Origin of the sequence: Humibacillus xanthopallidus, from assembly GCF_006716675.1 — a bacterium.
GTDB lineage: Bacteria > Actinomycetota > Actinomycetes > Actinomycetales > Dermatophilaceae > Humibacillus > Humibacillus xanthopallidus_B.
The window spans coordinates 917,505-942,919 of sequence record NZ_VFPM01000001.1; the positions used below are offsets into that span (position 1 = coordinate 917,505).

The 25,415-nt window shown below is 72.5% G+C and carries 26 protein-coding genes; 7 read left to right on the forward strand and 19 right to left on the reverse strand.

The genetic code is table 11. The annotated features are described in order from the left end of the window. Window positions 1-5: 5 nt before the first annotated feature. Window positions 6-1,298 (reverse strand): ankyrin repeat domain-containing protein, encoded by a 1,293-nt coding sequence (locus FBY41_RS03885; RefSeq protein WP_141842061.1) that lies wholly within the window; start codon window positions 1,296-1,298, stop codon window positions 6-8. A gap of 279 nt (window positions 1,299-1,577) precedes the next feature. Here FBY41_RS03885 and FBY41_RS03890 point away from each other — a divergent pair, with 279 nt between their 5' ends. Then, a complete protein-coding gene (locus FBY41_RS03890; protein WP_141842062.1) occupies window positions 1,578-2,432 on the forward strand; it encodes a hypothetical protein in 855 nt (284 codons plus the stop codon). After that, entirely contained in the window at window positions 2,432-3,121 is a 690-nt protein-coding gene (locus tag FBY41_RS03895) for a class I SAM-dependent methyltransferase (RefSeq protein ID WP_141842063.1), read from the forward strand. The genes FBY41_RS03890 and FBY41_RS03895 overlap by 1 nt, the downstream gene beginning before the upstream one ends. Window positions 3,122-3,378: 257 nt before the next feature. Here the strand turns inward: FBY41_RS03895 and FBY41_RS03900 are convergent, their stop codons facing one another. From FBY41_RS03900 to FBY41_RS03925, 6 genes are read right to left on the reverse strand one after another with little or no spacing between them, the layout of a single operon-like run. Next, on the reverse strand, window positions 3,379-4,005 hold the full coding sequence (locus FBY41_RS03900; protein ID WP_260439541.1) for a flavin reductase family protein: 627 nt from the start codon (window positions 4,003-4,005) through the stop codon (window positions 3,379-3,381). Continuing rightward, the gene (gene nadC / locus FBY41_RS03905) at window positions 4,002-4,895 is read right to left on the reverse strand and encodes a carboxylating nicotinate-nucleotide diphosphorylase (RefSeq protein ID WP_141842064.1); all 894 of its coding nucleotides are present in this window, start codon (window positions 4,893-4,895) and stop codon (window positions 4,002-4,004) included. Before nadC ends, FBY41_RS03900 begins: the two co-directional genes overlap by 4 nt. After that, window positions 4,892-6,718, reverse strand: a complete 1,827-nt coding sequence (locus FBY41_RS03910) for an L-aspartate oxidase (protein WP_260439542.1) — start codon at window positions 6,716-6,718, stop codon at window positions 4,892-4,894. Before FBY41_RS03910 ends, nadC begins: the two co-directional genes overlap by 4 nt. Window positions 6,719-6,730: 12 nt before the next feature. Continuing rightward, entirely contained in the window at window positions 6,731-7,174 is a 444-nt protein-coding gene (gene panD / locus FBY41_RS03915) for an aspartate 1-decarboxylase (protein WP_141842065.1), read from the reverse strand. A 37-nt stretch (window positions 7,175-7,211) separates the two neighbouring features. Continuing rightward, window positions 7,212-8,147 (reverse strand): pantoate--beta-alanine ligase, encoded by a 936-nt coding sequence (gene panC / locus FBY41_RS03920; RefSeq protein ID WP_141843107.1) that lies wholly within the window; start codon window positions 8,145-8,147, stop codon window positions 7,212-7,214. A 50-nt stretch (window positions 8,148-8,197) separates the two neighbouring features. Further along, window positions 8,198-9,106 (reverse strand): Rossmann-like and DUF2520 domain-containing protein, encoded by a 909-nt coding sequence (locus FBY41_RS03925; protein ID WP_141842066.1) that lies wholly within the window; start codon window positions 9,104-9,106, stop codon window positions 8,198-8,200. A gap of 23 nt (window positions 9,107-9,129) precedes the next feature. Here FBY41_RS03925 and FBY41_RS03930 point away from each other — a divergent pair, with 23 nt between their 5' ends. Continuing rightward, window positions 9,130-10,284: an SAM-dependent methyltransferase gene (locus FBY41_RS03930; RefSeq protein WP_260439543.1), complete on the forward strand. Its 1,155-nt coding sequence runs from the start codon at window positions 9,130-9,132 to the stop codon at window positions 10,282-10,284. A 5-nt stretch (window positions 10,285-10,289) separates the two neighbouring features. Next, window positions 10,290-10,823, forward strand: coding sequence for a copper resistance CopC family protein (locus FBY41_RS03935; protein ID WP_141842067.1), 534 nt, complete (start codon window positions 10,290-10,292; stop codon window positions 10,821-10,823). Window positions 10,824-10,845: 22 nt separating this feature from the next. On the opposite strand, the gene FBY41_RS03940 is transcribed toward FBY41_RS03935, so the two are convergent. Then, on the reverse strand, window positions 10,846-11,232 hold the full coding sequence (locus FBY41_RS03940) for a VOC family protein (RefSeq protein ID WP_141842068.1): 387 nt from the start codon (window positions 11,230-11,232) through the stop codon (window positions 10,846-10,848). After that, window positions 11,225-12,496, reverse strand: a complete 1,272-nt coding sequence (locus FBY41_RS03945) for a cytochrome P450 (RefSeq protein ID WP_141842069.1) — start codon at window positions 12,494-12,496, stop codon at window positions 11,225-11,227. The genes FBY41_RS03940 and FBY41_RS03945 overlap by 8 nt, the downstream gene beginning before the upstream one ends. Before the next feature lie 90 nt (window positions 12,497-12,586). On the opposite strand from FBY41_RS03945, the gene FBY41_RS03950 reads away from it, so the two are divergent. Then, window positions 12,587-13,774 carry an NADH-quinone oxidoreductase subunit D gene (locus FBY41_RS03950; RefSeq protein ID WP_141842070.1) on the forward strand — a complete coding sequence of 396 codons (1,188 nt, stop codon included), beginning with the start codon at window positions 12,587-12,589 and terminating at the stop codon, window positions 13,772-13,774. Then, a complete protein-coding gene (locus FBY41_RS03955; protein WP_141842071.1) occupies window positions 13,771-13,989 on the forward strand; it encodes a hypothetical protein in 219 nt (72 codons plus the stop codon). The genes FBY41_RS03950 and FBY41_RS03955 overlap by 4 nt, the downstream gene beginning before the upstream one ends. A 45-nt stretch (window positions 13,990-14,034) precedes the next feature. On the opposite strand, the gene FBY41_RS03960 is transcribed toward FBY41_RS03955, so the two are convergent. From FBY41_RS03960 to FBY41_RS04005, 10 genes are all read right to left on the reverse strand, one after another. Then, window positions 14,035-14,511, reverse strand: a complete 477-nt coding sequence (locus tag FBY41_RS03960; protein WP_141842072.1) for a DUF3180 domain-containing protein — start codon at window positions 14,509-14,511, stop codon at window positions 14,035-14,037. After that, complete coding sequence (folK, locus tag FBY41_RS03965) at window positions 14,508-15,407, reverse strand: 2-amino-4-hydroxy-6-hydroxymethyldihydropteridine diphosphokinase (protein WP_141842073.1); 900 nt, start codon at window positions 15,405-15,407, stop codon at window positions 14,508-14,510. The genes FBY41_RS03960 and folK overlap by 4 nt, the downstream gene beginning before the upstream one ends. Next, window positions 15,407-16,384 (reverse strand): dihydropteroate synthase, encoded by a 978-nt coding sequence (gene folP, locus FBY41_RS03970; RefSeq protein WP_141842074.1) that lies wholly within the window; start codon window positions 16,382-16,384, stop codon window positions 15,407-15,409. Before folP ends, folK begins: the two co-directional genes overlap by 1 nt. A 34-nt stretch (window positions 16,385-16,418) precedes the next feature. After that, on the reverse strand, window positions 16,419-16,991 hold the full coding sequence (gene folE, locus FBY41_RS03975; protein ID WP_141842075.1) for a GTP cyclohydrolase I FolE: 573 nt from the start codon (window positions 16,989-16,991) through the stop codon (window positions 16,419-16,421). Between the two features lie 3 nt (window positions 16,992-16,994). Next, window positions 16,995-19,118, reverse strand: coding sequence for an ATP-dependent zinc metalloprotease FtsH (ftsH, locus tag FBY41_RS03980; protein WP_141842076.1), 2,124 nt, complete (start codon window positions 19,116-19,118; stop codon window positions 16,995-16,997). A gap of 158 nt (window positions 19,119-19,276) precedes the next feature. Next, window positions 19,277-20,101, reverse strand: coding sequence for a DUF1028 domain-containing protein (locus tag FBY41_RS03985; protein ID WP_141842077.1), 825 nt, complete (start codon window positions 20,099-20,101; stop codon window positions 19,277-19,279). 9 nt (window positions 20,102-20,110) lie between these two features. Then, window positions 20,111-20,662: a hypoxanthine phosphoribosyltransferase gene (hpt, locus tag FBY41_RS03990; protein WP_141842078.1), complete on the reverse strand. Its 552-nt coding sequence runs from the start codon at window positions 20,660-20,662 to the stop codon at window positions 20,111-20,113. A gap of 109 nt (window positions 20,663-20,771) precedes the next feature. After that, the gene (tilS, locus tag FBY41_RS03995; RefSeq protein WP_141842079.1) at window positions 20,772-21,770 is read right to left on the reverse strand and encodes a tRNA lysidine(34) synthetase TilS; all 999 of its coding nucleotides are present in this window, start codon (window positions 21,768-21,770) and stop codon (window positions 20,772-20,774) included. Then, window positions 21,767-22,885 carry a zinc-dependent metalloprotease gene (locus FBY41_RS04000; protein WP_141842080.1) on the reverse strand — a complete coding sequence of 373 codons (1,119 nt, stop codon included), beginning with the start codon at window positions 22,883-22,885 and terminating at the stop codon, window positions 21,767-21,769. Before FBY41_RS04000 ends, tilS begins: the two co-directional genes overlap by 4 nt. Before the next feature lie 99 nt (window positions 22,886-22,984). Further along, on the reverse strand, window positions 22,985-24,544 hold the full coding sequence (locus FBY41_RS04005; protein ID WP_141842081.1) for a D-alanyl-D-alanine carboxypeptidase/D-alanyl-D-alanine-endopeptidase: 1,560 nt from the start codon (window positions 24,542-24,544) through the stop codon (window positions 22,985-22,987). A gap of 181 nt (window positions 24,545-24,725) precedes the next feature. Between FBY41_RS04005 and FBY41_RS04010 the strand changes: the two genes are divergently transcribed. Continuing rightward, complete coding sequence (locus tag FBY41_RS04010; protein ID WP_141842082.1) at window positions 24,726-25,244, forward strand: inorganic diphosphatase; 519 nt, start codon at window positions 24,726-24,728, stop codon at window positions 25,242-25,244. Window positions 25,245-25,415: the final 171 nt, after the last annotated feature.

Below are 25,415 nucleotides of genomic sequence, written 5' to 3' on the forward strand. Positions count from 1 at the left end.
CAACGCTAGCCCCGCCCGTCGCCCTCCGGCCCGTATGCCGTCCGGGTGGCCCTCGCTCTCCGCCGGGCCTCCGCCTCGCGCAGCAACCGCTCGGCCTCGACGTTGCGACCCCACTGGGCCCAGCCGGCCGGGGTCGTGCCGTGCACGGCATCGACCACTGCCGGGTCGGCACCTGCCTCGAGGAGCTCGCGGATGAGGTCGAGGTCGCCGAGCAGCGCGGCCTGGTGCAGCGCCGTGCGGCCGTCGTCGAGGTGAGGCGAATCGGCAGCGTGTGGCACAGCGGGCCGCAGTGTGTCCAGCGTGTCCAGGGTGTCCAGGGTGAAGCCGTGGGCTGCGAGCAGTGCTGTGCGGCGGGCGAACCCGTGGCTCGCGGCCCAGTCCAGCTGCCGGGTCATCATCTCCTCGAGCGACTCGGCCGCGACCCCGAGTCGGTGCGCCCACACCTCGCCGGCGGGGCGGCCGAGCCCGTGGTCGAGGAGCAGCTCGAGGTGGCTGTCGTCGCGGCCGAACATCCGGTTGTAGAGGGCCTGCCGGTCGTTGGGGTCGGCGCCCCTCTCGAGGAGCAGCAGCGCAAGCTCGTGCCAGGCCGGGTGGCGCGGCTGACGCCCCGGCCCGGACTCGCCCTCGCCGAAGATCCCGGTCAGCACGGTGAACGGGGTCGGCAGACCCTGCCAGAGGTAGCCGCTGTCGGGGTCCGCCCCACCGTCGAGCAGGAGGCGCGCACTGCCCACGGCATCACCCTGAGGCACCCGGGAGTAGGCGAGGTAGAGGATCGGGGGCCAGTCGAACGGGCCACCGGACCGCGTTGCCGCTCGCGGGTCGTCGTCGAAGTGGCGACGCAGGATCTCAAGGTCGCCGACGGTCGCCGCGACGAAGACGTCGTGCTCCGGCAGCCCTGGGTGCCGCTCGAGCAGCTCGCCTGCCCTGGCCCACCGCATCGGCTCGTCGGCGCCGTCGTATCGCAGGCAGGCGAGGGCGGGCACGGACCGAGCCGCGCGCTCGAGGGGGTCTGCGCCCGAGTCATCCGGCTCCTCGACGAACGCGGCCGGGTCGCGGCGCAGGCCCTCGCTGCGCCGGAGGTAGGCGCGCAGCCGGGGCCAGCTCCCGAAGCCGTAGGAGCGGGCGAGCACGAGCTGCGCCTCGGCCAGGGTGAGGCTGCCGCCCTCGGCAGGAGACGGATGGTGTCGCGCGACGAGCGCGAGCGCCTGCGGGGCCCCGTCGCGGGCGCCGCGCTGCAGCCGGCGCGCATCGCGACGGAAGCGCTCGAGGTCGGGGTTGCCGGGCAGTGACAGGGCCATGACGGCCTCCTCTCGTCGTGCCCGGCGTGCGCTGGTCGGGCCGAAAGGAGGTCGGGCCGAACGTCGTTCACCACCAGGGAGGCTGTGCCCCTTCCCGCGCACCGGAGGCGACCTGGACGCCCCCGCCAGCCTACTGCGCGAGCCCGCCCCACGGCATACGCCGGCGAAGCCCAGAGGCCCTCCCGATCGAGAGAGCAGTTCGTCGGCCTCCTCAGCGGGCGCATCCGCCTGATGAGCGCGCCCAGCGCACGGTCGAGCGTCACGACATAAGGTGTCCCGGTGGCTGAAGCACCGTTGGACCTGCCTCGCGTCTGGGTCGAGTTCACCGACCCGGCGGACGAGAACCAGCGCTACCGCTGCGACCTCACCTGGCTGACGAGCAGCTGGACCTGCGTCTACGGCAGCGGGTGCAAGGGCATCTACGCCGACCGCCCCGACGACGGCTGCTGCACGCTCGGCGCGCACTTCACCGACAAGGACGACCTCAAGCGGGTGGCTGATGCGGTGGCCGAGCTCGGTGAGGACGAGTGGCAGTTCCACTCGGTCGGCACGGCGACCGGCTCGCGCTCCGACTGGACCGAGAAGGAGGACGGCGCACGCAAGACGCGCGTCGTCGAGGGCGCCTGCATCTTCCTCAACCGGCCGGGGTTCCCTGCCGGTGACGGGTGCGCGTTGCACCAGCACGCCGTGCTCACCGGTGTCCAGCCGCACACCCTCAAACCCGACGTCTGCTGGCAGCTGCCACTGCGTCGCACCTTCCGCACCGTCGAGCTGCCCGACGACACGAGCTATCTCGAGGTGACGATCACCGAGTACGACCGGCGCGGCTGGGGCCCGGGCGGCCACGACCTCGACTGGTACTGCTCCGGCAACTCCGAGGCGCACGTCGGACGCGAGCCCGTCTATCGCTCGAACCGCGCGGAGCTCGTCGAGCTCATGGGGCAGGCGGCCTACGAGCAGCTCGCGATCCGCGCCGAGGGGCACCTCGCCCAGGTCAAGGCGGTGCGCGCGAGGGGCGTGCGCCAGCTGCTCCCTCTCCTTGTCCACCCGGCCACGCTCGAGGCACAGGCGACGGCACGGACCCGCGCGGCGCAGGCCGCCCGGGCGGCACGCACGGCCCGGAAGCGGGCGTGATGAGCGAGATCATCCCGAGCCCCAACATCTGGGGGTCACCCGACGTCTACGAGGTCGAGAACCGCGGCGTCGACCGCGACCACGTCATCGAGACGGCGATGCGCTCGGTGCTCGACTGGGCCGGGCACGACGTCGTCGACATCGGATGCGGCACGGGTTACCACCTGCCCCACTTCGCGCGTGACGCTCGGTCCGTCGTCGGCGTCGAGCCGCACCCGCCGCTGGCCACCCTTGCAGCGCAACGTGTTTCGGGCATGCCGTCCGTCTCCGTTCGCGAGGAGGGTGCAGCCGCGATCGGGGTGCCCGACGCGTCGTTCGACGTGGCGCACGCACGGTGGGCCTACTTCTTCGGGCCGGGGTGCGAGCCGGGCCTCGCCGAGCTCGACCGCGTCATGCGCCCCGGCGGAGCGGCCTTCGTCGTCGACAACGACGCGACCCGCTCGACGTTCGGCGCCTGGTTCCGCCGCGCCCTGCCGACCTATGACCCGCGCGCCGTCGAGCGCTTCTGGGCGCGCCAGGGGTGGGAGCGCGAGCGACTCGACATCCGCTGGGACTTCGACTCACGGGCGGACTTCGAGGCCGTCGTCGCGATCGAGTTCGACCCGGAGCACGCCGACCTCATCCTTGCCGAGCACCCGGACGCCACCGGCGTCGACTACGCCGTCAACCTCTGGTGGCGCCGCTACTGAGCGCGCCCGCAGTCGAGTGCCCAGTTCCCCACGTCGAGAAGTGAGCACTCGACCTCTCACCCGACGAGTGCCCAGTTCCCCACGTCGAGAAGTGAGCACTCGACCTCTCACCCGACGAGTGCCCAGTTCGGGACGCCCCGGCACCGTCGAGTGCCCAGTTCCCCACGTCGAGAAGTGAGCACTCGACCTCTCACCCGACGAGCTGCTCTTTCGATTGCTCACGTGGGCCCGACGGAGTGCTCTCTCGATCGGGGTGGTCAGTCGCGGTAGGGGCGGCGCGCGATCTCGCGGATCTCGCCGAGCAGGCCCCACTCGTCACGCCCGAGACGCGACAACGGCTTGATGCGGTGGATGTCGACGTGCGGAGACCCCGGCACGGACTCGTCGAGCACGTCCTCGGCCACGGCGACGTGGAGCACCTCACCGATGACGACCCAGCAGTTGCCGGTCGGACGCACCTCGTGCAGCCGGCACTCGAGGATCACCGGGGACTCGGCGACACGAGGGGGTGCGACGGTCAGTGAGTCCTCGCGCGCGATGCCTTCCGCATCGAACTCGCTGACCCCTGCGGGGTAGTCGGTGCCTGTCCCGTTGACCTGCTCGAAGAGCCACTCCGGGGTGAGGTTGACGACGAACTCCCTTGTCGCCTCGACGTTGTCGAGAGTGTCCTTGCGACCGACGGAGGTGAAGGCGACCATCGGCGGGGCGGTGCTCACCACGGTGTAGAAGGAGTGCGGTGCGAGGTTGTCGATGCCGGCCGCCGACCGGCTCGACACCCAGGCGATGGGTCGCGGCACGACCGACGCCGTCAGCAGCCGGTAGGCGGCACCGGCTCGCAGGCGCGCCTCTTCGGGCCCGTGCAGCAGGGGGAAGTCACGCCTCACACGAGGTCCAGGGCGATGTCGACGATCGGCGACGAGTGGGTCAGCCCACCGACGCTGATGAAGTCGACGCCGGTGAGGGCGTAGTCGCGGGCCACGTCGAGCGTCATGCCTCCCGTCGCCTCGATCTCGACCGGCTCCCCGGCCGCCCGCAGCAGCGCCACCGTCTCGCCGAGCACCTCGACCGACATGTTGTCGCACATGATGAAGCGCGCGCCTGCGTCGTAGGCCTCCTGCGCCTCGGCGGGTGTCGTCACCTCAACCTGCACGGTGACGTCCGGAAAGCGTTGGCGCACAAGGTCGTAGGCGGCTGCGACAGAGCCGGCAGCGAGCTTGTGGTTGTCCTTGATCATCGCAACGTCGTAGAGCCCCATGCGCTTGTTGGTGCCTCCACCGCATCGCACGGCGTACTTCTCCAGCCAGCGCAGCCCCGGCGTCGTCTTGCGCGTGTCGAGCACCATCGTGCCGGTGCCCTCGAGCGCGTCGGCCCACCGCCGAGTGTGCGTGGCGACGCCGGAGAGGCGGCTGAGGATGTTGAGCATCGTGCGCTCGGCGACGAGGATCATCTGCGTCGGGCCGGAGAGCCGTGCGATGACGTCGCCACGCTCGACCCGGCCACCGTCCTCGACGAGCACCTCGACGGCGACGTCCACGTCTGCGACGTCACGCCCCACCGTCTCGGCGACGGCCGCGAGCACGAGGTCGATGACCGGCACACCCGCCACGACACCCGGTGCGCGGGCCACGACCTCGGCGACGCGACGCTGGTCGGCAGGGATGGTGGCTCGCGTCGTCACGTCGACCCCGTCAGGACCGAGGTCCTCGAGCAGGGCGACGCGCACGACGTCCTGCGCCCACTCGAGCGGGAAGCCGCTCAGCCCGTCGCCACTCACGTCGTCTCCTCCGTCTCTTTCGCCGAGTCCGTATGCCGTGCAGCCGGTTTCGCTGCGCCCGGTCCTTCCGCGCGGTCCTCGTCGAGCACGTCGACCGGAACCGGGGCGCCGAGGTCGAGGCCGTCGAGGTTCGACTGCGGCACCGGCACGATGCGCGCGTCGAGGGCGCCGGCCACCGAGCGCTGCAGGTGCACGTGGTGCAGGAAGTGCTCGTCGTCCCGCGCCGGGAAGTCCTCACGAACGTGACCGCCACGGGTCTCGTCACGCAGCGCGGCGGCATACGTCAGGGCACGGCCGAGGTGGAGCAGGTTGGTGGTCTCCCAGCTCTTCGGTCCCCCCTGCTTGTCGGCGTCGGCGCCGACGGCCCGGGCGGCCAGCGCGGCCAGCGTCTCCTGGGTGGCGGCGAGCGAGGACGCCGAGCGCACCGTGCCGGAGCCGGCCGTCATCGCGCGTTGCACGTCGAGGCGACGCTTGCCGCGGATCAGCTCCGGCTCGCCCGAGGGCGCCACGGGCGTCGTCTCGGGCAGCTCCCCGGCGCCGAGGCGGGTCGTGAGGTCGTCGGCGATGCGCCGGGCGAAGACGAGGCCCTCGAGGAGGGAGTTGGAGGCGAGACGGTTGGCCCCGTGGACGCCGGTGCACGAGGTCTCGCCACACGCATACAGCCCCTCGCGCGACGAGCGGCCGCGCAGGTCGGTGCGCACGCCTCCGCTCGCGTAGTGCTGGGCCGGCGCGACCGGGAGCAGCTGTGTCGCGGGGTCGAAGCCGAGCTCACGACAGCGTTGGACGATCGACGGGAAGCGCTGCTCGAGGAAGTCGGCGCCGAGGTGGCGGCAGTCGAGGTAGACGTGGTCGGTGCCGGTCTCACGCATCCGGGTGATGATCGCCCGCGAGACGACGTCGCGCGGGGCGAGGTCGGCGAGCGGGTGCTGGCCCTGCATGAAGCGCTCCCCCGCCTCGTCGACGAGGAAGGCCCCCTCGCCGCGGACGGCCTCCGAGATGAGCGGCTGCTGGCCGCGCGACCCCTCTCCGAGCCACAGCACCGTCGGGTGGAACTGGACGAACTCGAGGTCGGCGAGCACGGCGCCCGCGCGGAGTGCGGCGGCCATGCCGTCGCCCGTCGCGACCGAGGGGTTCGTCGTCGAGGAGTAGATCTGGCCGAGGCCACCGGTGGCGAGCACGACGGCACGGGCGTGGGCCGCCCCGACGCCGTCGACCTGGCCCTCGCCGATGACGTGCAGCGTGACGCCGCAGACCCGCTCGTCGGCGTCGGTGAGCAGGTCGACGACGAGGGCGTGCTCGATGACCTCGATGCCCGGGTCGTCGCGCACCCGGTCGAGGGCGGCGATGAGGGCCCGCGAGATCTCCCGCCCCGTCGCGTCGCCCCCGGCGTGCAGGATGCGGTCGCGGTGGTGACCACCCTCGCGGGTCAGCGAGATCTGCCCGGTGTCGCCGCGGTCGAAGTCTGCCCCGAGCGCGATGAGGTCCCACACCGCGTCGGGCCCCTCGGTGACGAGCGCCTCGACGGCGTCGACGTCGCAGAGCCCGACGCCGGCGACGAGGGTGTCGTGGATGTGCTCGGCGGGGCTGTCCTCGGGCGACATGACGGCCGCGATGCCGCCCTGCGCCCAGGCGGTCGACCCCTCGTCGAGCACCGTCTTCGTCACGAGCAGCACCCGGGCGACACGGCGTCGCAGCCGCAGCGCCGTCGTCAGGCCGGCGATGCCGGAGCCGACGACGATGACGTCGGCCGTCGTCGTCCACCCCGGCGCGGGCGCCCGGAGGCGCCTGGGGATGGAGATCTCGGGGAGCCCGCTCACCGGCATACGCTCGGCCTCTCAGTCATCGACGTGCTGGTAGTCATGGTGGCGCTCGGTGACGGCCGACGTGCGCAGCCCGAAGCCGTCGGGCACGTCCCCCGCGTCGTGCCCCACCTCGACCATACGGTTGTGGCTGTCGACGAAGACGACGCGCGGCTCGAACTCTCGCGCCTCGGCATCCTCCATCGCGGCGTAGGCGATGATGATGACGGTGTCGCCCGGTGAGATGAGCCGAGCGGCGGCGCCGTTGATGCAGACGATGCCCGTGCCACGCTCGCCCTCGATGGCGTAGGTCGTGAGGCGGTTGCCGTTGTCGACGTCGACGACATCGACCTGCTGCCCCGGCCAGAGGTCGGCGGCGTCCATGAGATCACGGTCGATCGTCAGCGAGCCGACGTAGTGGAGGTCGGCCTGGGTCACCGTCGCCCGGTGGATCTTCGAGTGGAGCATGAAGCGCTGCAAGGGAGTTCGTCCTCAAGTTGGCTACGGGGGCTTCCGGTCAGGGCCGGGAGAACGTCTCGAGGGCGCCCCCTCCGGGTCCGACGAGGAGCGGCAGGTTGTCGATGAGCCGGGTCGTGCCGACACGCCCGGCGACGGCGAGGAGCGCCTCGCCGCGATACCACTCCGGCACGTCCTCGAGGGTGTCCGGGTGCACGAGCACGAGGTAGTCGATGAGCGCGAGGGGCTCGCGCACGAGCACGGCGCGAGCGGCACGACGCACGGCCGACGGGCCCTCGGCAGCGGCCTCCGCCCCGGCCCGCAACGCGGCCGAGAGGCAGCGCGCGGTCTCGCGGTCGGACGGGGTGAGGTAGGTGTTGCGGCTCGACATGGCCAGCCCGTCGGGCTCGCGCACCGTCGCGGCGGCGACGACATCGACCGGGAAGTCGAGGTCGCGGCACATCCGCCGGATGAGGAGGAGCTGCTGGGCGTCCTTCTGCCCGAACCACGCCGCGTCGCACCGGGTGAGGTGCATGAGCTTGGAGACGACGGTGAGCATGCCGTCGAAGTGGCCCGGGCGGGACTGCCCCTCGAGGACGTCGCCGAGCGGGCCGGCCGAGATGCGCACGCCCGGGTCGCCGTCGGGGTAGACGACATCGGGGGTCGGGGCGAAGACGAGGTCGACGCCGGCGGCCGTGCAGATGTCGAGGTCGGCGTCGAAGGTGCGCGGGTAGCGCGAGAGGTCCTCCTTGGGCCCGAACTGCAGCGGGTTGAGGAAGATCGTCACGACGACGTGGCGGTGCGCCTTGCGGGCCTTGTGGATGAGGGTGGCGTGCCCCTCGTGGAGCGCCCCCATCGTCATGACGACGGCGACGTCGCCGTCGTCGAGGGCGGCTCGCGCCTCGCGGAGCTCCTCGCGGGTGCGTGCGACGACGGGTCGCTCCGGAGCGGGCCGCTCGGGCGTGGCCTGCCGAGGGGCGGAACCGTCGGAGGCCACCGTCACGGGTGGCGTGGCCGCGTCGGTCGCGGCGCCGGTCACTGGGTGGGTCACGTCTCGTCCTCCTCGTGGGCGAGCAGCTCGAGCAGCGGCTCGGCCGTCACGGCACGGAGCCGGCCGCTGAGCAGAGCACGCTGCGCCGTCGCGCGGGCGAGCGCGAGGTAGGTCGGACGGATGTCCGGTGCCACCCTGCGCAACATCGCGACGTGCCCGGCCACCGTACCGGCATCGCCGCGCGCGACCGGCCCCGTGAGGGCGGCGTCACCCAGCTGCAGGGTGTTGGACAGGGCCGCCGAGAGCAGCGGCTCGAGCACGCGGGCGGGGTCCTCGACCCCCGCCTCGGTGAGCAGCTGCATCGACTGCGCGACGAGCGTCACGAGGTGGTTGGCGCCGTGCGCGAGGGCCGCGTGGTAGGTCACCCGCTCGCCCTCCGGGATCCACACGGGGTCGCCCCCCATCTCGATGACGAGCGCCTCGCCCAGCGGTCGCGCCAGGTCGACGGTCGTCACCCCGAAGCAGCAGTCGTGCAACCGGTCGAGGTCGACGGCGGTGCCGGTGAAGGTCATCGCCGGGTGGAGCGCAAGGGGCACGATGTCGCTGGCCGCTGCAGCCTCGAAGACCCCGATGCCGTGGGCGCCCGAGGTGTGCATGACGAGCTGACCGGGCGTGAAGGTGCCCGTCGAGCTGAGCCCGGCCACGAGGTCGGCGAGCGCGTCGTCGGGCACGGCGAGCACGACGAGGTGGGCGCCCGAGACCACCTCCGGGATCGGCCGCACCGGCACGCCCGGCAGCAGCGTGGCCGCGCGCTCGAGGCTGGCCCGGCTGACGGCCGACACGCCCGTGACATGGTGCCCGGCGCGACGCAGCGCCGCGCCGAGCACGGCACCGACCCGCCCCGCGCCGACGATCCCGACCTCGAAGCGGGCCGGTCGCTCGTGCGGAGTGCTCACCCACGGCACGCTATCGCCTACAGTCCGTGGGCGTGGATGCCCTTCCGTGGCGCGAGGCCTGGCACGACGCGCTGTATGCCGCAGGGAGGGGTTTCTACGTCACCCGCGGCGGGCCGGCCGAGCACTTCACGACGGCGACCCACGGGGTGACCGGGGCGGTCCTCGCCGAGTCCCTGCTCCGGCTCTGGCTCCGCGAGCACGAGCAGGCGCCTGCGGTCGTCGTCGACGTCGGCGCGGGCCGCGGTGAGCTCGCCACCCACCTCCTGACGGCCCTCACCTCGCTCGAGGAAGCTCGACCCCACCACCCCGACGAGTGCCCACTTCCGGACACCCCCGACCGTGGGGAACTGGGCACTCGACCCCACGCTGACGACCCCCCCGACGAGTGCCCACTTCCGGACACCCCCGACCGTGGGGAACTGGGCACTCGACTGGAGGGGGAGGCCGGGCGCGGACTCCCCGCGACTCGGGTGGTGGCCGTCGACGTCGTGGCGCGGCCGGCCGGGCTCGACGAGCGCATCGACTGGCTCCGCTCGCCCGGGGGCGCGGCGCTCCCCGCCGAGCTCACCGGCCTGCACGACGCCCTCGTCATCGCGCACGAGTGGCTCGACGTCGTGCCGTGCACGGTCGCCGAGGTCGACCCGGACGGCGAGACGCGTGTCGTGCTCGTCGACCCGGTCACCGGTGCCGAGTCGCTCGGGGCTCCCCTCGACCCCGCTGACCGCCACTGGGCCGACCGGCACTGGCCCACCACGACCCCCGGCGAGCGCCTCGAGGTCGGTCGCACCCGCGACGAGGCCTGGGCCGACCTCGTGTCGCGGGTCGGGACCGGGCTGCTCGTCGCCGTCGACTACGCCCACGTCGCGCGCGAGCGTCCGGGCGCGGGGACGCTCACGGCATACCGCCGCGGTGTGCGGACCGAGCCGGTGCCCGACGGCACGATGGACCTCACGGCGCACGTGGCGATCGACACCCTCGACGCGGACGACGTCGGGCGCCAGCGCGACGTGCTGCGCGACCTCGGGGTGCGCGGGCGCACGCCGCCGCACGCGCTCGCGGCGACGGACCCGCTCGGCTACCTGCGCGCCCTCGAGCGAGCGGCCGCGGAGGCCGAGCTCATCCGGCCGGGCGGCTTCGGCGACTTCTGGTGGGCGGTGAAGCGAGCCCCGGGCGGGGACGTAGCCTGAGGGCCATGGCTCGCGTGCTCTCGGTCCTCGCCGTCCTCGCCGTCGTGCTCCTCGGCACGCCGCTGACCGCGAGCGCCCACGACGTGCTCGAGAGCACCTCCCCGGCCGCCGGCTCGACCGTGCAGCGGATGCCGCAGAGCGTGACCCTCACCTTCACCGAGGCGCCCCTCTCGATCGGCACCCAGGTCGTCGTCACCGGGCCGTCGGGCGCGATGCAGCAGGGGGCGCCGACGATCGACGGCCGCGTGGTCACCCAGGCGATCGCGCCGAGCGCACCGGCGGGCAGCTACACGGTGACCTACCGCGTCACCTCCGACGACGGGCACCCGGTGACCGGCTCGTTCGCCTTCGTCGCGACGACCGGCCTCGACGGCTCGACGGCGAAGCCCGGCACCGCCGTCCAGCAGGTGGCGAACCCGGCCGACGACAGCTCGTCGTTCCCGCTCGCCGCCGTGCTCCTGACGATCGTGGGCACCCTCGTGCTGCTGGGGATCGGCGGCTTCGTCGCCCTGCGCAGCCAGTCGTCCGACCGACCCTGAGCCGTCGGCACCCCGCAGCCCCCTACGGCAGCGGCTGGTTGAGGAACCAGCGATGCCCGAACGGGTCGTGGAAGACCGCGACCCGACCCACCGGGGGGTTGTCCTCGGGCTCGCGGTCGACCTCGGCCCCGCCCTGTCGCACGCGGTCGCAGACCGCGTCGACGTCGGCGACGGTGAGGTGCAGCGTGACGGCGTTGCCGCGTGAGCGGTCGGGAGGCGCCACACCAGCCGACTCGAAGGCGTCGGACATCATCCAGCGGGCGCCGTCGACGGCGAGCTCGCAGTGGCCCACCTGGCCGTCGGGCATGACGATCGGCTCGTAGGTGACCTCCGCACCGAGGTGCTCGCGATACCACTCGATCGCGGCGCGGGAGTCGGCGACGCAGATGTAGGGGGTCAGCTCACTCATGACCTCCACCCTCCTCCCCCAGAGCGCGCTGTGGGGCCGCACGCACCACGAGACTCTCGAAGCCGCGCAGCACGAAGGTCGGTCGCCGCCGCGCCTCGACCACCTCGAGCCGGCCGAGGCGCCGGAGCAGCGCCCGCACCGAGATCTGCAGCTCCATCCGTGCGAGCGGGGCGCCGAGGCAGAAGTGGATGCCGGCACCGAAGGCGAGGTGCGGGTTGGGCTCACGATCGGCGCGGAAGCGGTCGGGCTCGTCGAAGAGCGCCGGGTCGCGGTTGGCGGCGCCGAGCAGGGCGGCGACCTTCTCGCCCGCGCGGACGGTCACGCCGTGCAGCTCGACGTCGCGCGTCGCCGTGCGCTCGAAGAAGTGCAGCGGCGAGTCGTGCCGGAGCATCTCCTCGACGAGGGCCGCGACCGCCCGGTCGTCGTCGAGCCGTGCCAGCACCCGCGTCAGCTCGTCGGCCTCGCCGAGCAGTGACGCCACCCCGTTGCCGAAGCCGTTGACGCTCGCTTCGTGCCCCGCGTTGAGCAGCAGCACGACGGTCGCGACGAGCTCGCGGCGGGAGAGCCGGTCGCCGCCGTCGCGCTCCAGCACGAGCGAGGTCAGCAGGTCGTCACCGGGGTGGGCGGCCCGCTCCGCCGCGAGCCCGTCGACGTATGCCGCGAACTCGGCACTCGCTCGCTGCGCCTCCTCCTGCGCGGGTGGGGTCGGCGCGACCTCGTACATCGTCACGATGGCCTGCGACCAGTCGCGGAGCAGCTTCCAGTCGGAGGTGGGCGCGCCGAGCAGCTCGCAGATGACGAGCACGGGCAGCGGCTCGGCATACGCCTCGATGAGGTCCACCTGCCCTGCGCCGCCGCTCGGTCGCCCCTCCACCGGCTGCGCGAGGCTGCTCTCGACGCGGTCGAGCAGCTCGGCCGCGATCTGCTCGACCCGGGGCCGCAGTCGCTCCACGTGGCCCTTGTTGAACGCTCCGGCGACGAGGCGGCGCAACCGCGTGTGCTTCGGCGGCTCCGAGTCGAGGATCGAGTCGGCGTGCAACCAGTCGAAGACCGTCCACGGGTCGTCGTCCCCGGTCCCCCGCGGACGGAAGATCCGCCCGAGGCGGCGGTCGCGCAGCACGTCGTTCGCCGCAGCGTGGGTGGTCGCCACCCAGAGCCCGAGCCCGTCGTGCCACTGGACGGCCCCGTCGGCGCGGGCCGCCGCCAGGGCGGGATAGGGGTCGGCGACGAAGGCGGGATCGGACAGGTCGAACGAGGCGCTCACCCCTCACACTCTGCCCGACCGGGAGCGACGCGTGACGCCGAGACGGGCCACACGGCATACCGCAGCGGCGGGGGCCGTAGGCTCGGGGCCATGACGGAGACCACCGCGGCGTCGTCGCGCGAGCGTCGGGCGCTCACCGTGGGCGTCGGCGCGGGCGGCCTCGCGACCGCCGACATGGTGCTCAACATCGGCCCGCAGCACCCGGCGACCCACGGCGTGCTGCGCCTGCAGATCGTCGTCGACGGCGAGCGGATCGTCAGCGCCGAGCCAATCATCGGCTACATGCACCGCGGGGCCGAGAAGCTCTTCGAGGTGCGCGACTACCGCCAGATCCTCGTGCTCGCCAACCGGCACGACTGGTTGAGCGCCTTCTCCAACGAGCTCGGCGTCGTCCTCGGGGTCGAGCAGATGCTCGGCATGGAGGTGCCCGAGCGCGCCGTCTGGGCGCGCACGGCGCTCGCCGAGATCAACCGGGTGCTGAGCCACCTGATGTTCCTCGGCTCCTACCCGCTCGAGCTCGGCGCGATCACGCCCGTCTTCCACGCCTTCCGCGAGCGCGAGGAGCTCCAGGCGGTCATGGAGGAGGTGTCGGGCGGGCGCATGCACTACATGTTCAACCGCGTCGGCGGCCTCAAGGAGGACCTGCCGGCCGGCTGGATGGGCCGGGTCGACAAGGCGATCGCCAACGTGCGCGCCCGGATGCCCGACCTCGAGCGCCTCATCGTCGGCAACGAGATCCTCGAGGGGCGCACCCGCGGTGTCGGTGTGCTCCCCCGCGACCGAGCGATGGCCTACGGCGTCTCGGGGCCGATCGCCCGGGCGAGCGGGCTCGACGTCGACCTGCGCCGTGACGCCCCCTACCTCGCTTACGGCGAGCTCTTCGGCGAGAAGGGGCCCGGACGGGTCGTCACCCGCACCGCCGGCGACTGCCTCGCCCGGCTCGAGGTGCTCATCGAGCAGACCCACGTCGCGCTCGACCTCGCCGAGGCCTGCCTCGACCGTCTCGTGCAGCTGCCGCAGGGCCCGATCAACGTCAAGCTGCCGAAGGTGCTCAAGGTGCCGGAGGGCGAGATCTACTGCGCCACCGAGAACCCCCTCGGCTTCAACGGCTACTACCTCGTCTCGCGCGGGGAGAAGACGCCGTGGCGCCTCAAGCTGCGCTCGGCGTCGTTCAACAACGTCTCGGTGCTCTCCGAGATGCTGCCCGGCCAGCTCATCGCCGACATGGTCGCGATCCTCGGCTCGATGTTCTTCGTCGTCGGGGACGTCGACAAGTGACGCGCGCGACCTGGGTGCGCGCGGCCGCGGTCACGCTCATCACCACCACCATCACGCTCGCAGCGGCCTGCTCCGACCAGGACACGGTCGACACCGTCCCGCCGCCGTGGCCGACGCGCACGACGACACCCGACGGTCCGCCGCGTCCACCCTCGCAACCGACGCCGACGACAACGGTCACCACCGGAGCCGAGACGCAGGTCGGCACCACCTGACGCTCGTCCAGCCCCCACTACCCCACGCGCGTGGAGGCGGGGGTTTCAGGCGGGGGGTTCGACGTCCTCGTCGTCGCGTGGTCGCAGGCGGCACCACCACTGCACGACCATGCCGCACGCGGCGAGCAGCAGCGCGACGAGCGCATGCAGCACGAACGGCGTGATCCGGTCGCGCTGCGACTGCACGTCGGCGTTGGGCAGCAGCACGAGGACGTTGGCGACATACCACCCCACGAGCACCGAGCCGGTCAGCGCCGCGGCCTGGGCGAGCACGAGGGTGCGGGCTGCTCGCAGCGGTGACACGGTGCCGTCGGAGCGGCCGTCACGGACCTTGCGCACCTGCCACCCCGCGACGAGCAGTCCCGCCCCGAGGAAGACCATCACAGCGATCGCGATCCAGCCGGGCGGGGGCATCTCGGCGCCGCCCGAGGTGACCCAGCGCAGCAGCAGCCACGAGAGTCCCATCGAGACCAACCCGGCGATGACGAGCGTCGTCGCACGGATGCCGGTGTGTGGTGTCACGGGTGCTCCCATCCGGGGCCGGGTCGCACACCCGCCGCGTCGAGGTCGGGCGAGACGGCGTCGAGCAGCTCGGCCACCGGGCGTATGCCGCCGTCCCCCGGTGCCACGCGCAACGTGGCCTTCGGGTCGGCGTCGAGCCACGGCGCGAGCACGAAGGCACGCTCGGCAGCCCGAGGGTGCGGAAGGGTGAGCCTCGGGTCGTCACTGACGACCTCTCGGGGACCGCCCGGGTTGCCGAACTGGATGAGGTCGAGGTCGAGAGTCCTCGCGCCCCAGTGGATCTCTCGCGTTCGACCGTGTGCGGCCTCGATGCGGTGCAGCTCGCCGAGCAGCGCGTCGGGCGGCAGGGTCGAGCGGCCCACGGCCACGGCGTTGAGGTAGGGAGGCTGCTCGGGACCCCCGACGGGGTCGGTCTCGACGATCGCGGACACGGTCGTCACGGTGAGACCCGGCACCTCGCGCAGGGCCACGACCGCGGCGGCGAGCGTCTCGCCGCGGTCACCGAGGTTGGAGCCGAGGGCGATGACGACCGCGGCCCCACCCGGCCGCTCGAGCCGCACCTGCACGTCGGTGAAGGGCTGGCCGACCGGCGCCTCCGGCTTGTGCACGACGACCTCGACGACCTCGACGAGGTCGTGGCGCAGGACGTCGTCCGCGATGACCTCGGCGAGACGCTCGATGAGGTCGAACGACGGACCCGTGACGCGCGCGACGACATCGGCTGCGACCTCGGCGTAGTTGACCGTGGCGGCAAGGTCGTCGGTGCGGCCGGCCCGCTCGAGGTCGCAGGTCATCGTCACGTCGACGACGAAGGTCTGGCCGTCACGCTTCTCGAACGCGAGCACGCCGTGGTGGCCGCGGGCGGAGACGCCCTGCAGGACGATGCGATCGGCCATCAGCCGAGGTCGCCGTCGTGGTGGTCGTCGTGGTGGTCGTCGTGGTGGTCGTCGTGGTGGTCGTCGTGGTGGTCGTCGTGGTCGTCGTCGTGTTCGTGGTCGGGCGCGTGCTCGAGGGCGGCCTGGACGACCGACAGGGCTCGCACGGTGGTCTCCACGTCGTGCACGCGCACGCACCACAGGCCCGCCATCGCGGCCATGACGGACGTCGCCGCGGTCTCGGGGTCTCGCTCCGCGGCCGGCCGGGGCGCCTCCCCCTCGGCCCGGCCGAGCCTGCCGAGGAAGGTCTTGCGCGAGGCCCCGAGCAGGATCGGGTGGCCGAGGTCGTGCAGCACGGGCAGCGCCGCGAGAAGGGCCCAGTTGTGCTCGGCGTGCTTGGCGAAGCCGAGGCCCGGGTCGAGCACGAGGAGGTCCTCGGCCAGCCCGGCACCCAGGAGGGCGTCACGGCGGGAGGCCAGCTCGCGGCATACGTCCTCGACGACGTCGTCGTAGACGGCCCGCGACTGCATCTCGGTGCTGTGCCCGCGCCAGTGCATGGCGATGTAGGGGACGCCGGCGGCCGCGACCGCAGGCACCATCTCGGGGTCGGCGAGACCCCCGGACACGTCGTTGACGAGCGCCGCGCCGGCCGCGACCGCCTCGAGGGCCACCTCGGCGCGCATCGTGTCGATCGACACGACCGCTCCTTCGGCAGCGAGTCCGCGCACGACGGGCAGGACGCGGCGCAGCTCCTCGGCCACGGAGGGCCGGTCGGCCCCGGGCCGCGTCGACTCGCCGCCGACGTCGACGATGTCGGCGCCCGCAGCGAGCACCTCGAGGCCGTGCGCGAGGGCGGCGTCAGGCTCGAACCACTCGCCGCCGTCGGAGAAGGAGTCGGGGGTGACGTTGACGACGCCCATGACGAGCGTGCGGTCGCTGACACCGAGCAGGGACGCCGCGTCGACGGTGGCGCGCGCCCGGGGGGTTGACGCTGTCATGGGCGCCATACTGTCGCGAGTCGGGTGCCGGCGGTCACTTGTTGCCCTCGAGCATGAGCGCCATGGCCTCTGCTCGAGTGGCCGGGTCACGCAGCTGGCCCCGCACGGCCGAGGTGATGGTGCTCGCACCCGGCTTGCGGATGCCGCGCATCGACATGCAGAGGTGCTCGGCCTGGACGACGACGATGACGCCCTGCACGTCGAGGTGCTCGACAAGGGCGTCGGCGACCTGCGACGTGAGCCGCTCCTGCACCTGGGGCCGGCGAGCGTAGACCTCGACGAGGCGAGCCAGCTTGGACAGGCCCGTGACCCTCCCGTCCTGGCTCGGGATGTAGCCGACGTGCGCCACCCCGTGGAAGGGCACGAGGTGGTGCTCGCACGTGCTGTAGAGCTCGATGTCCCGCACGATGACGAGCTCCTGGTGGTCGATCATGAAGGTCGTCCCCAGGACGTCGGCGGCGTCCATGTCGAGACCGGCGAAGATCTCGGAGTAGGAGCGGGCCACGCGGGCCGGGGTGTCGAGCAGCCCCTCACGCGCGGGGTCCTCACCGATGGCCAGCAGCAGCTCGCGCACGGCCGCCTCGGCCCGCGCCTGGTCGATCGCCATCGATCAGCTCTTCTCGCCCGGGTTGACGGGTCGGTCGTCCGGAACCTCGATGATCTGCTGAGGGGGGTGCTCGTCGGCGAGCGGGTGCGCCCCGACGGAGGCCGCCTCGTCGATCTTCTCCTCGATCTCGCGATCGGGGGCAACCGGCGGCGGCAGGTGGCCGTACTGGCCGTTCTGCCCGTTCTGCCCGTTCTGGCCGTTGCGCGCGGCGATCTCGCCGCTCGTCAGCACCGGCGGGCGGTCGCTCGGCACACGGTCCTGCGACGAGAGCCACGTCGGACGCTCCGGCACCCGGACGACGTCGGTGAAGATCTGGGCGAGCTCGGCCTGGTTGAGCGTCTCGCGCTCGAGCAGCTCGAGGACGAGCTTGTCGAGGACGTCGCGGTTGGCGTTGATCGCCCGGTAGGCCTCGTCGTGGGCGGCCTCGATGAGGGCGCGCACCTCCTCGTCGACGATGCGCGCGATCTCCTCGGAGTAGTCGCGCTGGTGGCCCATGTCACGGCCGAGGAAGACCTCGCCGGTGCCCTGACCGAGCTTGATGGCACCGATGCGCTCGGACATGCCGAACTCCGTGACCATCTTGCGGGCCATGCCGGTGGCCTTCTCGATGTCGTTGCTCGCGCCCGTCGTGGGCTCATGGAAGACGATCTCCTCGGCGACGCGGCCGCCCAGGGCGTAGGCGAGCTGGTCGAGGATCTCGTTGCGCGTCGTGGAGTACTTGTCGTCGACGGGCATGACCATCGTGTAGCCGAGCGCGCGGCCGCGCGGCAGGATCGTCACCTTCGTCACCGGGTCGGTGTGGTTGAGCGACGCGGCGACGAGCGCGTGACCACCCTCGTGGTAGGCCGTGATCTTGCGCTCCTTGGCCGACATGATGCGGGTGCGCTTCTGCGGCCCGGCGATGACGCGGTCGATCGCCTCGTCGAGCGAGTGGTTGTCGATGATCTTCTTGTCGCTGCGTGCCGTGAGCAGCGCGGCCTCGTTGAGCACGTTGGCGAGGTCGGCACCGGTGAAGCCGGGCGTGCGGCGGGCGACGGCGAGCAGGTCGACGTCGGGGGCCATCGGCTTGCCCTGTGCGTGCACCTGAAGGATCTGGTTGCGACCGAGCATGTCGGGGGCGTCGACGGCGATCTGGCGGTCGAAGCGGCCCGGACGCAGCAGGGCCGGGTCGAGGATGTCGGGGCGGTTGGTCGCCGCGATGAGGATGACGTTGGTCTTGACGTCGAAGCCGTCCATCTCGACGAGCAGCTGGTTGAGGGTCTGCTCCCGCTCGTCGTGACCGCCGCCCATGCCGGCGCCGCGGTGACGGCCGACGGCGTCGATCTCGTCGACGAAGACGATGGCGGGCGCGTTGGCCTTGGCCTGCTCGAAGAGGTCGCGGACGCGGCTCGCGCCGACACCGACGAACATCTCGACGAAGTCCGAGCCCGAGATCGAGTAGAACGGGACGCCCGCCTCACCGGCGACGGCGCGGGCCAGCAGCGTCTTGCCGGTGCCGGGCTGGCCGTAGAGCAGCACGCCCTTGGGGATCTTGGCGCCCACGGCGAGGAACCTCGCGGGCTCCTGGAGGAACTCCTTGATCTCGGTGAGCTCCTCGATCGCCTCGTCGCAGCCGGCGACGTCGGCGAAGGTGACCTTCGGGGTGTCCTTGGTGGCGAGCTTGGCGCGGGACTTGCCGAACTGCATGACCCGGTTGCCGCCGCCCTGCATCTGGCCCATGAGGAACCAGAAGAGGCCGAGGATGATGATGATCGGCAGGATCGAGAAGAGGAGCGAGCCGACCCAGCTCTGCTGGTCGATCTGGTCGTCGACCCCCTTCGTCGGGGGCTTGGCGTTGAGCGCGTCGACGACCTCCTGGCCGCGCGCGTCGACGTAGAAGGCGTAGACCGACTTCGCGTCCTTCACGCTGCCGTCCGGCGACGTGTAGGGCTTGATGAGCGTGAGCTCCATCTTCTCGTTGTTGAGCAGCTTGGCCGACTCGACGTTGCCGCTCGTGATCTGCTGCATCGCGGCGGAGGTGTCGATCCGCGGCGGCCCGGACTCGGAGAACAGCATGCCGAAGACGAGCGCGCTGATGAGGACCATGATCCACAACAGTGGCGTGCGCAGTATCCGTTTGGCGTCCATGTACGTGCGAGGCCGACGGCCCCGGTCCTCCTGCTCGTCCGGTGAGTTGATCCACCGGCACAACGTCCGGCGTTCTACCAGTGTTCCGCATGTCGCGCTCGCGTGACGAACTGGTCCGAGCGACCGGCGGCGGGCGACAGGCGGCCCGGGCCTGCCCCTCAGGCGGTGGCGGCGCGCAACGCCTCGAGCACCCGGCGGTCGATGCCCTCGGGGCTCAGCCGCGCCTCGTAGTTGGCGTTGCCCGCCCAGTCGGCCAGCGCCGTCGCGAGGTCGTCGCCGCTGAAGCCCAGGCGGGCCAGGCCCGAGCGCACCTCGTCCGCGAGATCACCCTCGAGCGGCTGCACGTCCTCGGGCGCACCGAAGTACATCTCCCACTCCGACAGCAGGCGGCCGAGCTCGGTCACGGGGGCGGCGTGGTCGTCGACGCGCAGGTCGGCAAGCACCCCGCTGGCGTCGTAGCCGGACCCCGGCTCGACGGCATACATCGAGGCGCTCTGGCGCCCCCGGGAGTCGCCGCCGGCCTCGTCACCCGCGACGAGCGCGGCGTGGAGGCGCTGCGGGAGCGACTGGCCCGCTGACGCGTGCCACGCACGCTCCATCGCCTCGACCACCTCGGGCCCGGTGAGGATGTTGCCCTGGATGGCGTATGCCGTGTCGCCCTCGTCGCGCGCGACGCCGCCCGCCCAGGCGTTGCACTCCGAGCCCGTGAAGCTCGCCGCGCTGCCGACGCCGACGACTCCGACCTGACGGGTCTGCCGGCCGTCGTCGAGCGCCGTGGCCGCTGCCAGCGCCGCGTCGGCGGCCTCGCCCGCGGCGAGGCGCCCGAGCAGCTCGTCGAGGTAGGCGACCCGGGCGAAGGACTGGGTCGCGACGGCGCCGACGCCGATGCGGGCAGCCGGCACGACGGCGCCGACCGCGAGGAACTTGCTCGCGACGGCGACGCCGTAGGCCTCACCCTGCCGGGCGACGATGGAGAAGGTCACGCGCGGGCCTCAGGAGTAGACGTGGGGGGCGAGGGTGCCGACACAGCGCAGGTTGCGGTACTGCTCGGCGTAGTCGAGGCCGTAGCCGACGACGAACTCGTTGGGGATGTCGAAGCCGACGTAGCGCACGGGGATGTCGACCTTGACGACGTCGGGCTTGCGCAGGAGCGTGCAGATCTCCACCGAGGCGGGGCTGCGCGACTCGAGGTTGGCCTTGATCCACGAGAGCGTGAGGCCGGAGTCGATGATGTCCTCGACGATGAGGACGTGGCGACCCGAGATGTCGGTGTCGAGGTCCTTGAGGATGCGCACGACACCCGAGCTCTTCGTGCCCGAGCCGTAGGACGAGACCGCCATCCAGTCCATCGGGGCGGTGCCGGGCAGGGCCCGCATGAGGTCGGCCATGACGACGACGGCCCCCTTGAGCACGCCGACGAGCAGGAGGTCCTTGCCCTCGTAGTCGCGCCAGATGTCGGTCGCCAGCTCGCCGAGTCGCGTCTGGATCTGCTCCTCCGTCAGCAGGACCGTCGCGAGGTCGTCTCCCATGTCGGTGTGGTCCACGAGGACTCCTCCGTGTGGTGGTGCAGTGGCGGGTGAGGTGGCAGGCCCGCCGGGGCGTCGAAGAGCCCCGGCGGGCGGTGCCAGACCATTCAACAGCACCCTCGGGCGCTCAGGCGCTGGCGGTCTCTCGCAGCAAGGTGAAACGGATCTCTCGGCCGGTGCGCGCCACGGCGATGCCACCCGGCACGTGCAGCGGGCCCTGACCGTGCCACGACGTCAGGAGCGCGTCGAGCGACTCGACGTGCGCGGCGCTGACGTCGGCCAGGGGTGCGCCCGCCTCGGCGGCGAGGAGGCGCCAGACCCGGGTGCGGATCGCGCGGGGCAGCGCCGCGAGGGCCTCGAGGTCGACGCCGGGGTCGCCGGCCGCCTCGGGCAGCTGGGCCCTCGCCCGGATCGCGAGGGTCTCGAGGTGGTCGGCGTCCTCGCGCAGCAGGTCCGCCGAGCGTGCCAGTGCCGCAGCGAAGCCCGGGCCGAGCTCGGACTCGAGCGTCGCGAGCAGCCGCCGGGCCCGCACCCGGCGGAAGGAGTCGTCGCTGTTGTGCGGGTCGTTCCACGGCTCGATGCCGTATGCCGCGCAGGCCGCGAGCGTCGTCGCGCGCGGGAGGGCGAGGAGCGGGCGGATGTAGCGGTCCCGGCGCACCGGCATACCGCTGAGGGAGCGCGCGCCGGAGCCGCGGGAGAGGCCGAGGAGCACCTGCTCCGCCTGATCGTCGCGCGTGTGGCCGACGAGGATGGCAACGGCCTGCAACCGGTCGGCGACGGCCTCGATCGCGGCGTAGCGGGCGCTGCGGGCATCGGCCTCGAGGCCGGCGCCGGTCTGACGCACGTCGGCGCGCACGACCTCGACGGGGTCGAGCCCCATCTCTCGGCAGAGCGCCGCAGCCGACTGCGCGACGTCGTCGGAGCCCGGTTGCAGGCCGTGGTCGACGATGACCGCACCGGCGCGGATGCCTGCCCGATCACCTTCGAACGCGAGCGCCGCAGCCAGCGCGACCGAGTCGGGGCCTCCCGAGCAGGCGACGAGGACGGTGGCGCGGGCCGGGAGGTCTGCGAGGTGATGGCGCACGGCCAGCCGGGTGGCCGCGACGGCTGGGTCGGGACCACTCATCGGAGGAAGTCCGCCCCGCCGTGGACGCGGCGCACCCAGGCGGCCGGCTCCACGATCTCGGCGGGCCGAGGGAGGGTCTCCGGCGAGGTCCACACGGCGTTGAAGCCGTCACGGCCCACCTGGTCCATGACGGCCCGCACGAAGATCGCGCCGTCGCGGTACTGCCGCATCTTGGCCTCGAGGCCGAGCAGCTTGCGCAGGAGTCGGTCGACGCCGACGGCGCCGTTGCGGCGCTGCTCGAACTTGCGGCGGATCTCGTCGACGCTCGGAATGATCTTGGGTCCCACGTCGTCCATGACGACGTCGGCGTGGCCCTCGAGGAGCGACATGACGGCGGTGATCTCGGCGATCCGGGCCTTCTGCTCCGGGGTTGCGAGGATCTGCCCGATGCCCTCACCGGAGGAGAAGACCTCGGGGAGGTTCTTCGTCAGCTGCTCGAAGCGCCTGGTGAGGTCCTCGGGTGTCGGGGCGAGGTCGACGGCGAGGCTCTGGGTGCGCCCCACCATGTGGTCGCGCAGCCAGGGCACGGCGGTGAACTGCACGCGGTGCGTCTCCTCGTGCATCGCGACCCACCGCCGGAAGTCGGTGGGGTCGACCTCGAGACGACGCTCGGTCGCGACGATGTTGGGGGCTACGAGCAGCAGACGCGGGGTGCCGCCCGGGGCGAGGTCGTACTGCCCGAGCACCTTGCTCGAGAAGAACGCGAGCAGGCCTCCCATCTCGGCGCCGGTCACCTTGCCGCCGATGGCCGACGCGGTCGCGCTGGGCGCCTGGCCCTTCTTGCGGGTGTTGAGCTTGTCGACGACGGGGTCGAGCATCGCCTTGAACGAGTCGACGTTGGCGTCGATCCAGCCCGCCCGGTCGACGACGAGCACCGCCGGCGCGTCGTCCGGGGCGTGCAGCCGGCTCGTCTCGGCGACCGGGCCGACCGCCCCGGCGGCAGCCGCGCGCAGGTCTGCCACGATCTCGGCGGCCTCGGCGCTTGAGACCTGGGGGCCGGGGCTGACGATGGTGCGGCCGGTGCGCTTGGCGAAGGCGTAGTCGACGTAGGCCACGGGACCGCCGCGCGAACCGTCGCTCGCCCCCGTGTCGGTGGTGACGGTCGTGTCGGTCATGCCAGTCCTCCCGGTGCCCTCATGGGTCCTGACGGCTCTGTCGTGGATCTGGTGCTTCGGTCTGGTGCTTCGGTCGTGCCGCATGCTGCCGGCGCTCGCTCAGCGACACCCGCACGCGGCGAGAGTCGCTACAAAACGGTCCAACGCGGCGCGTGCCTCGGTGGTTCCCGCGCCGGCGACCATACCCGCGAAGACGAGCAGCCGCCCGTCGTCGTCGACGACGCTGCCCGCAAGGGCGTTCGCGCCCGTCAGGGTGCCGGTCTTGGCCCGGGCCCGGCCCGCCGCGTCGGAGTCGGCTCCCGTGAAGCGGTCGTCGAGCGTGCCGGTGAGGCCGCCGATGGGCAGGCCGTCGAGGGCCCGGCGCAGCACCGCGTGCTTGCCGTCGTAGCCGAGCACGAGGATGCGGGTGAGCAGGTCGGCACGCACACGGTTCTCGCGGGAGAGACCGCTCGCGTCGCGCAGGACGACACCCGTCGTGTCGATCCCGAGGGCGGCGACCTGCGAGACCACCCAGGCGCCGGTGTCGGCGAAGGTCGTGCCGCCGCCGGACCGGAAGGAGGCCTGCCGGGCGAGGATCTCGGTGAGGGCGTTGTCGGAGTCGGTGAGGGCGAGGGCGAGCTGGTCACGGACCGGAGCCGACACGATGCGGCCCAGCACCGAGCCGGGGCCGGCGGTGGGCGCCGGGGTGGGCGCGGTGGCCGGAGTGGGCGCCGGGGTGCCCGGGCTGGCCGTGGCCGAGGGGGTCGATGACGATGCTGGCGCCGTCGGCGTCGCTACTGACGGCGTGCCGCGAGGTGCGAGTCTGACGTCGATCCCCCGTCGCTCGAGCTGGCGGGAGAACAGGTCGCGCACGGCGGCGACCGGGTCGGCCGGCCCCACCCGGCCCCCGGTGGCCCGTTGGCTGGAGAGCCCGAGCATCGCCACCGCCCCTGTGATGCCCGACGGCCGGAAGCTCGCGTCCCACGTGGGCGCCACCCCGGGACCGTAGGCGTAGCTCTCGTCGACCCGCAGGGTGACGGAGCGCTGGCCCGCCTTCTCGAGCACCGCGGCCACTTGGTCGGAGAGGTCGGCAAGGCCGGCCCGGCCGGCGACGGCCTCGGGGTCGCCCTTGCCGGGATCGATGAGGGAGTCGCCACCGGCCACGAGCACGATCTCGTCGCTGCCCGCGCCGCGCTGCACGACGGTCTGGAGCGTGGCATCCGGCGCGAAGGCCTGGCCGACCGCGGCCGCCGAGAGCAGCTTGGTCGTCGAGGCCGGGATGCGCAGCTCGGAGCCGTCGGCGTCGAAGAGCACCTCACCGCTCTGACCGTCGCGCACGACGAGCGCCGAGTCGGTCAGGGCCGGCAAGGCCACGACCGGCCGCAGGGCCCGCGTAACGCCCTCCGCGGTGGGCGCCTCGGCGTCGCCCGCGAGCGGGGGCAGCGGCTCCCCCACCGACGTCGACGGTGTCGGCTGGGCCACGACGGGCAGCGTGCGGGTGCCGGGGGTCTCCGTGGGCGCGGGCGGTGGTGGGGCGGTCAGCGTCAGCACACCGGGGGCGGCGTCGGCGACGTCGAGGACGGCATACCCCAGCAGGATGGTGACGACCGAGAGGATCGTGGCCATCGTGTAGGTGAGCCCGCGGACCGGGGGGCCGGGGTCGTTCGGCGACGACGTCATGCCCACCCCCGTCCATCGTTGTTTCGCGCGAGGCCGCTCGTTGCTGCCACACTGTCGCGGACGATTCTGTCAGCCGTGGCCATGTGCACCCGCACGCGCGCCGCGCAGACGAGGCCGAGAGCGTCGCGCAGAGTCGGCCGTAGCCACCCGAATCACCTGAAGCACCCGAGAAGGGACAGACGTGGAGTTCGACGTCACCATCGAGATCCCGCGCGGACAGCGCAACAAGTACGAGGTCGACCACGAGACCGGTCGCATCCGGCTCGACCGCTACCTCTTCACCCCGATGGCCTACCCGGCGGACTACGGCTACATCGAGGACTCCCTCGGTGAGGACGGCGACCCGCTCGATGCCCTCGTCCTGCTGCCCGAGCCCGTCTTCCCGGGCGTCGTCGTCAAGGCTCGGCCCGTCGCCATCTTCCACATGACCGACGAGGCCGGCGGTGACGACAAGGTGCTGTGCGTGCCCGTCGACCCGCGCTGGGCGGACGTGCGCGACCTCGGCGACGTGAGCGAGTTCGTCCGCGGCGAGATCCAGCACTTCTTCGAGCGCTACAAGGACCTCGAGCCGGGCAAGCACGTCGACGCCTCCGAGTGGGGCGACCGTGCCGACGCCGAGAAGATCATCGGCGAGGCGTTCGCGCGCGCCAAGGAGCAGGGCACCTCGACCTCCCGCTGGGCGATGCCCGAGGGCCACTGACCCGCCAGACCCATCCGGGCAGGTATGCCGCCCTGCCGCACGCACGGAGCCCCGTCACCTCGAGTGGTGACGGGGCTCCGGTGCTTCTCGCGCCGGGTCAGGCAACCGCGCGAGCCGTGCCGGACAGCGCTCGGGACCAGTCGGGAACGACATCACCCGCAGACTGATCCG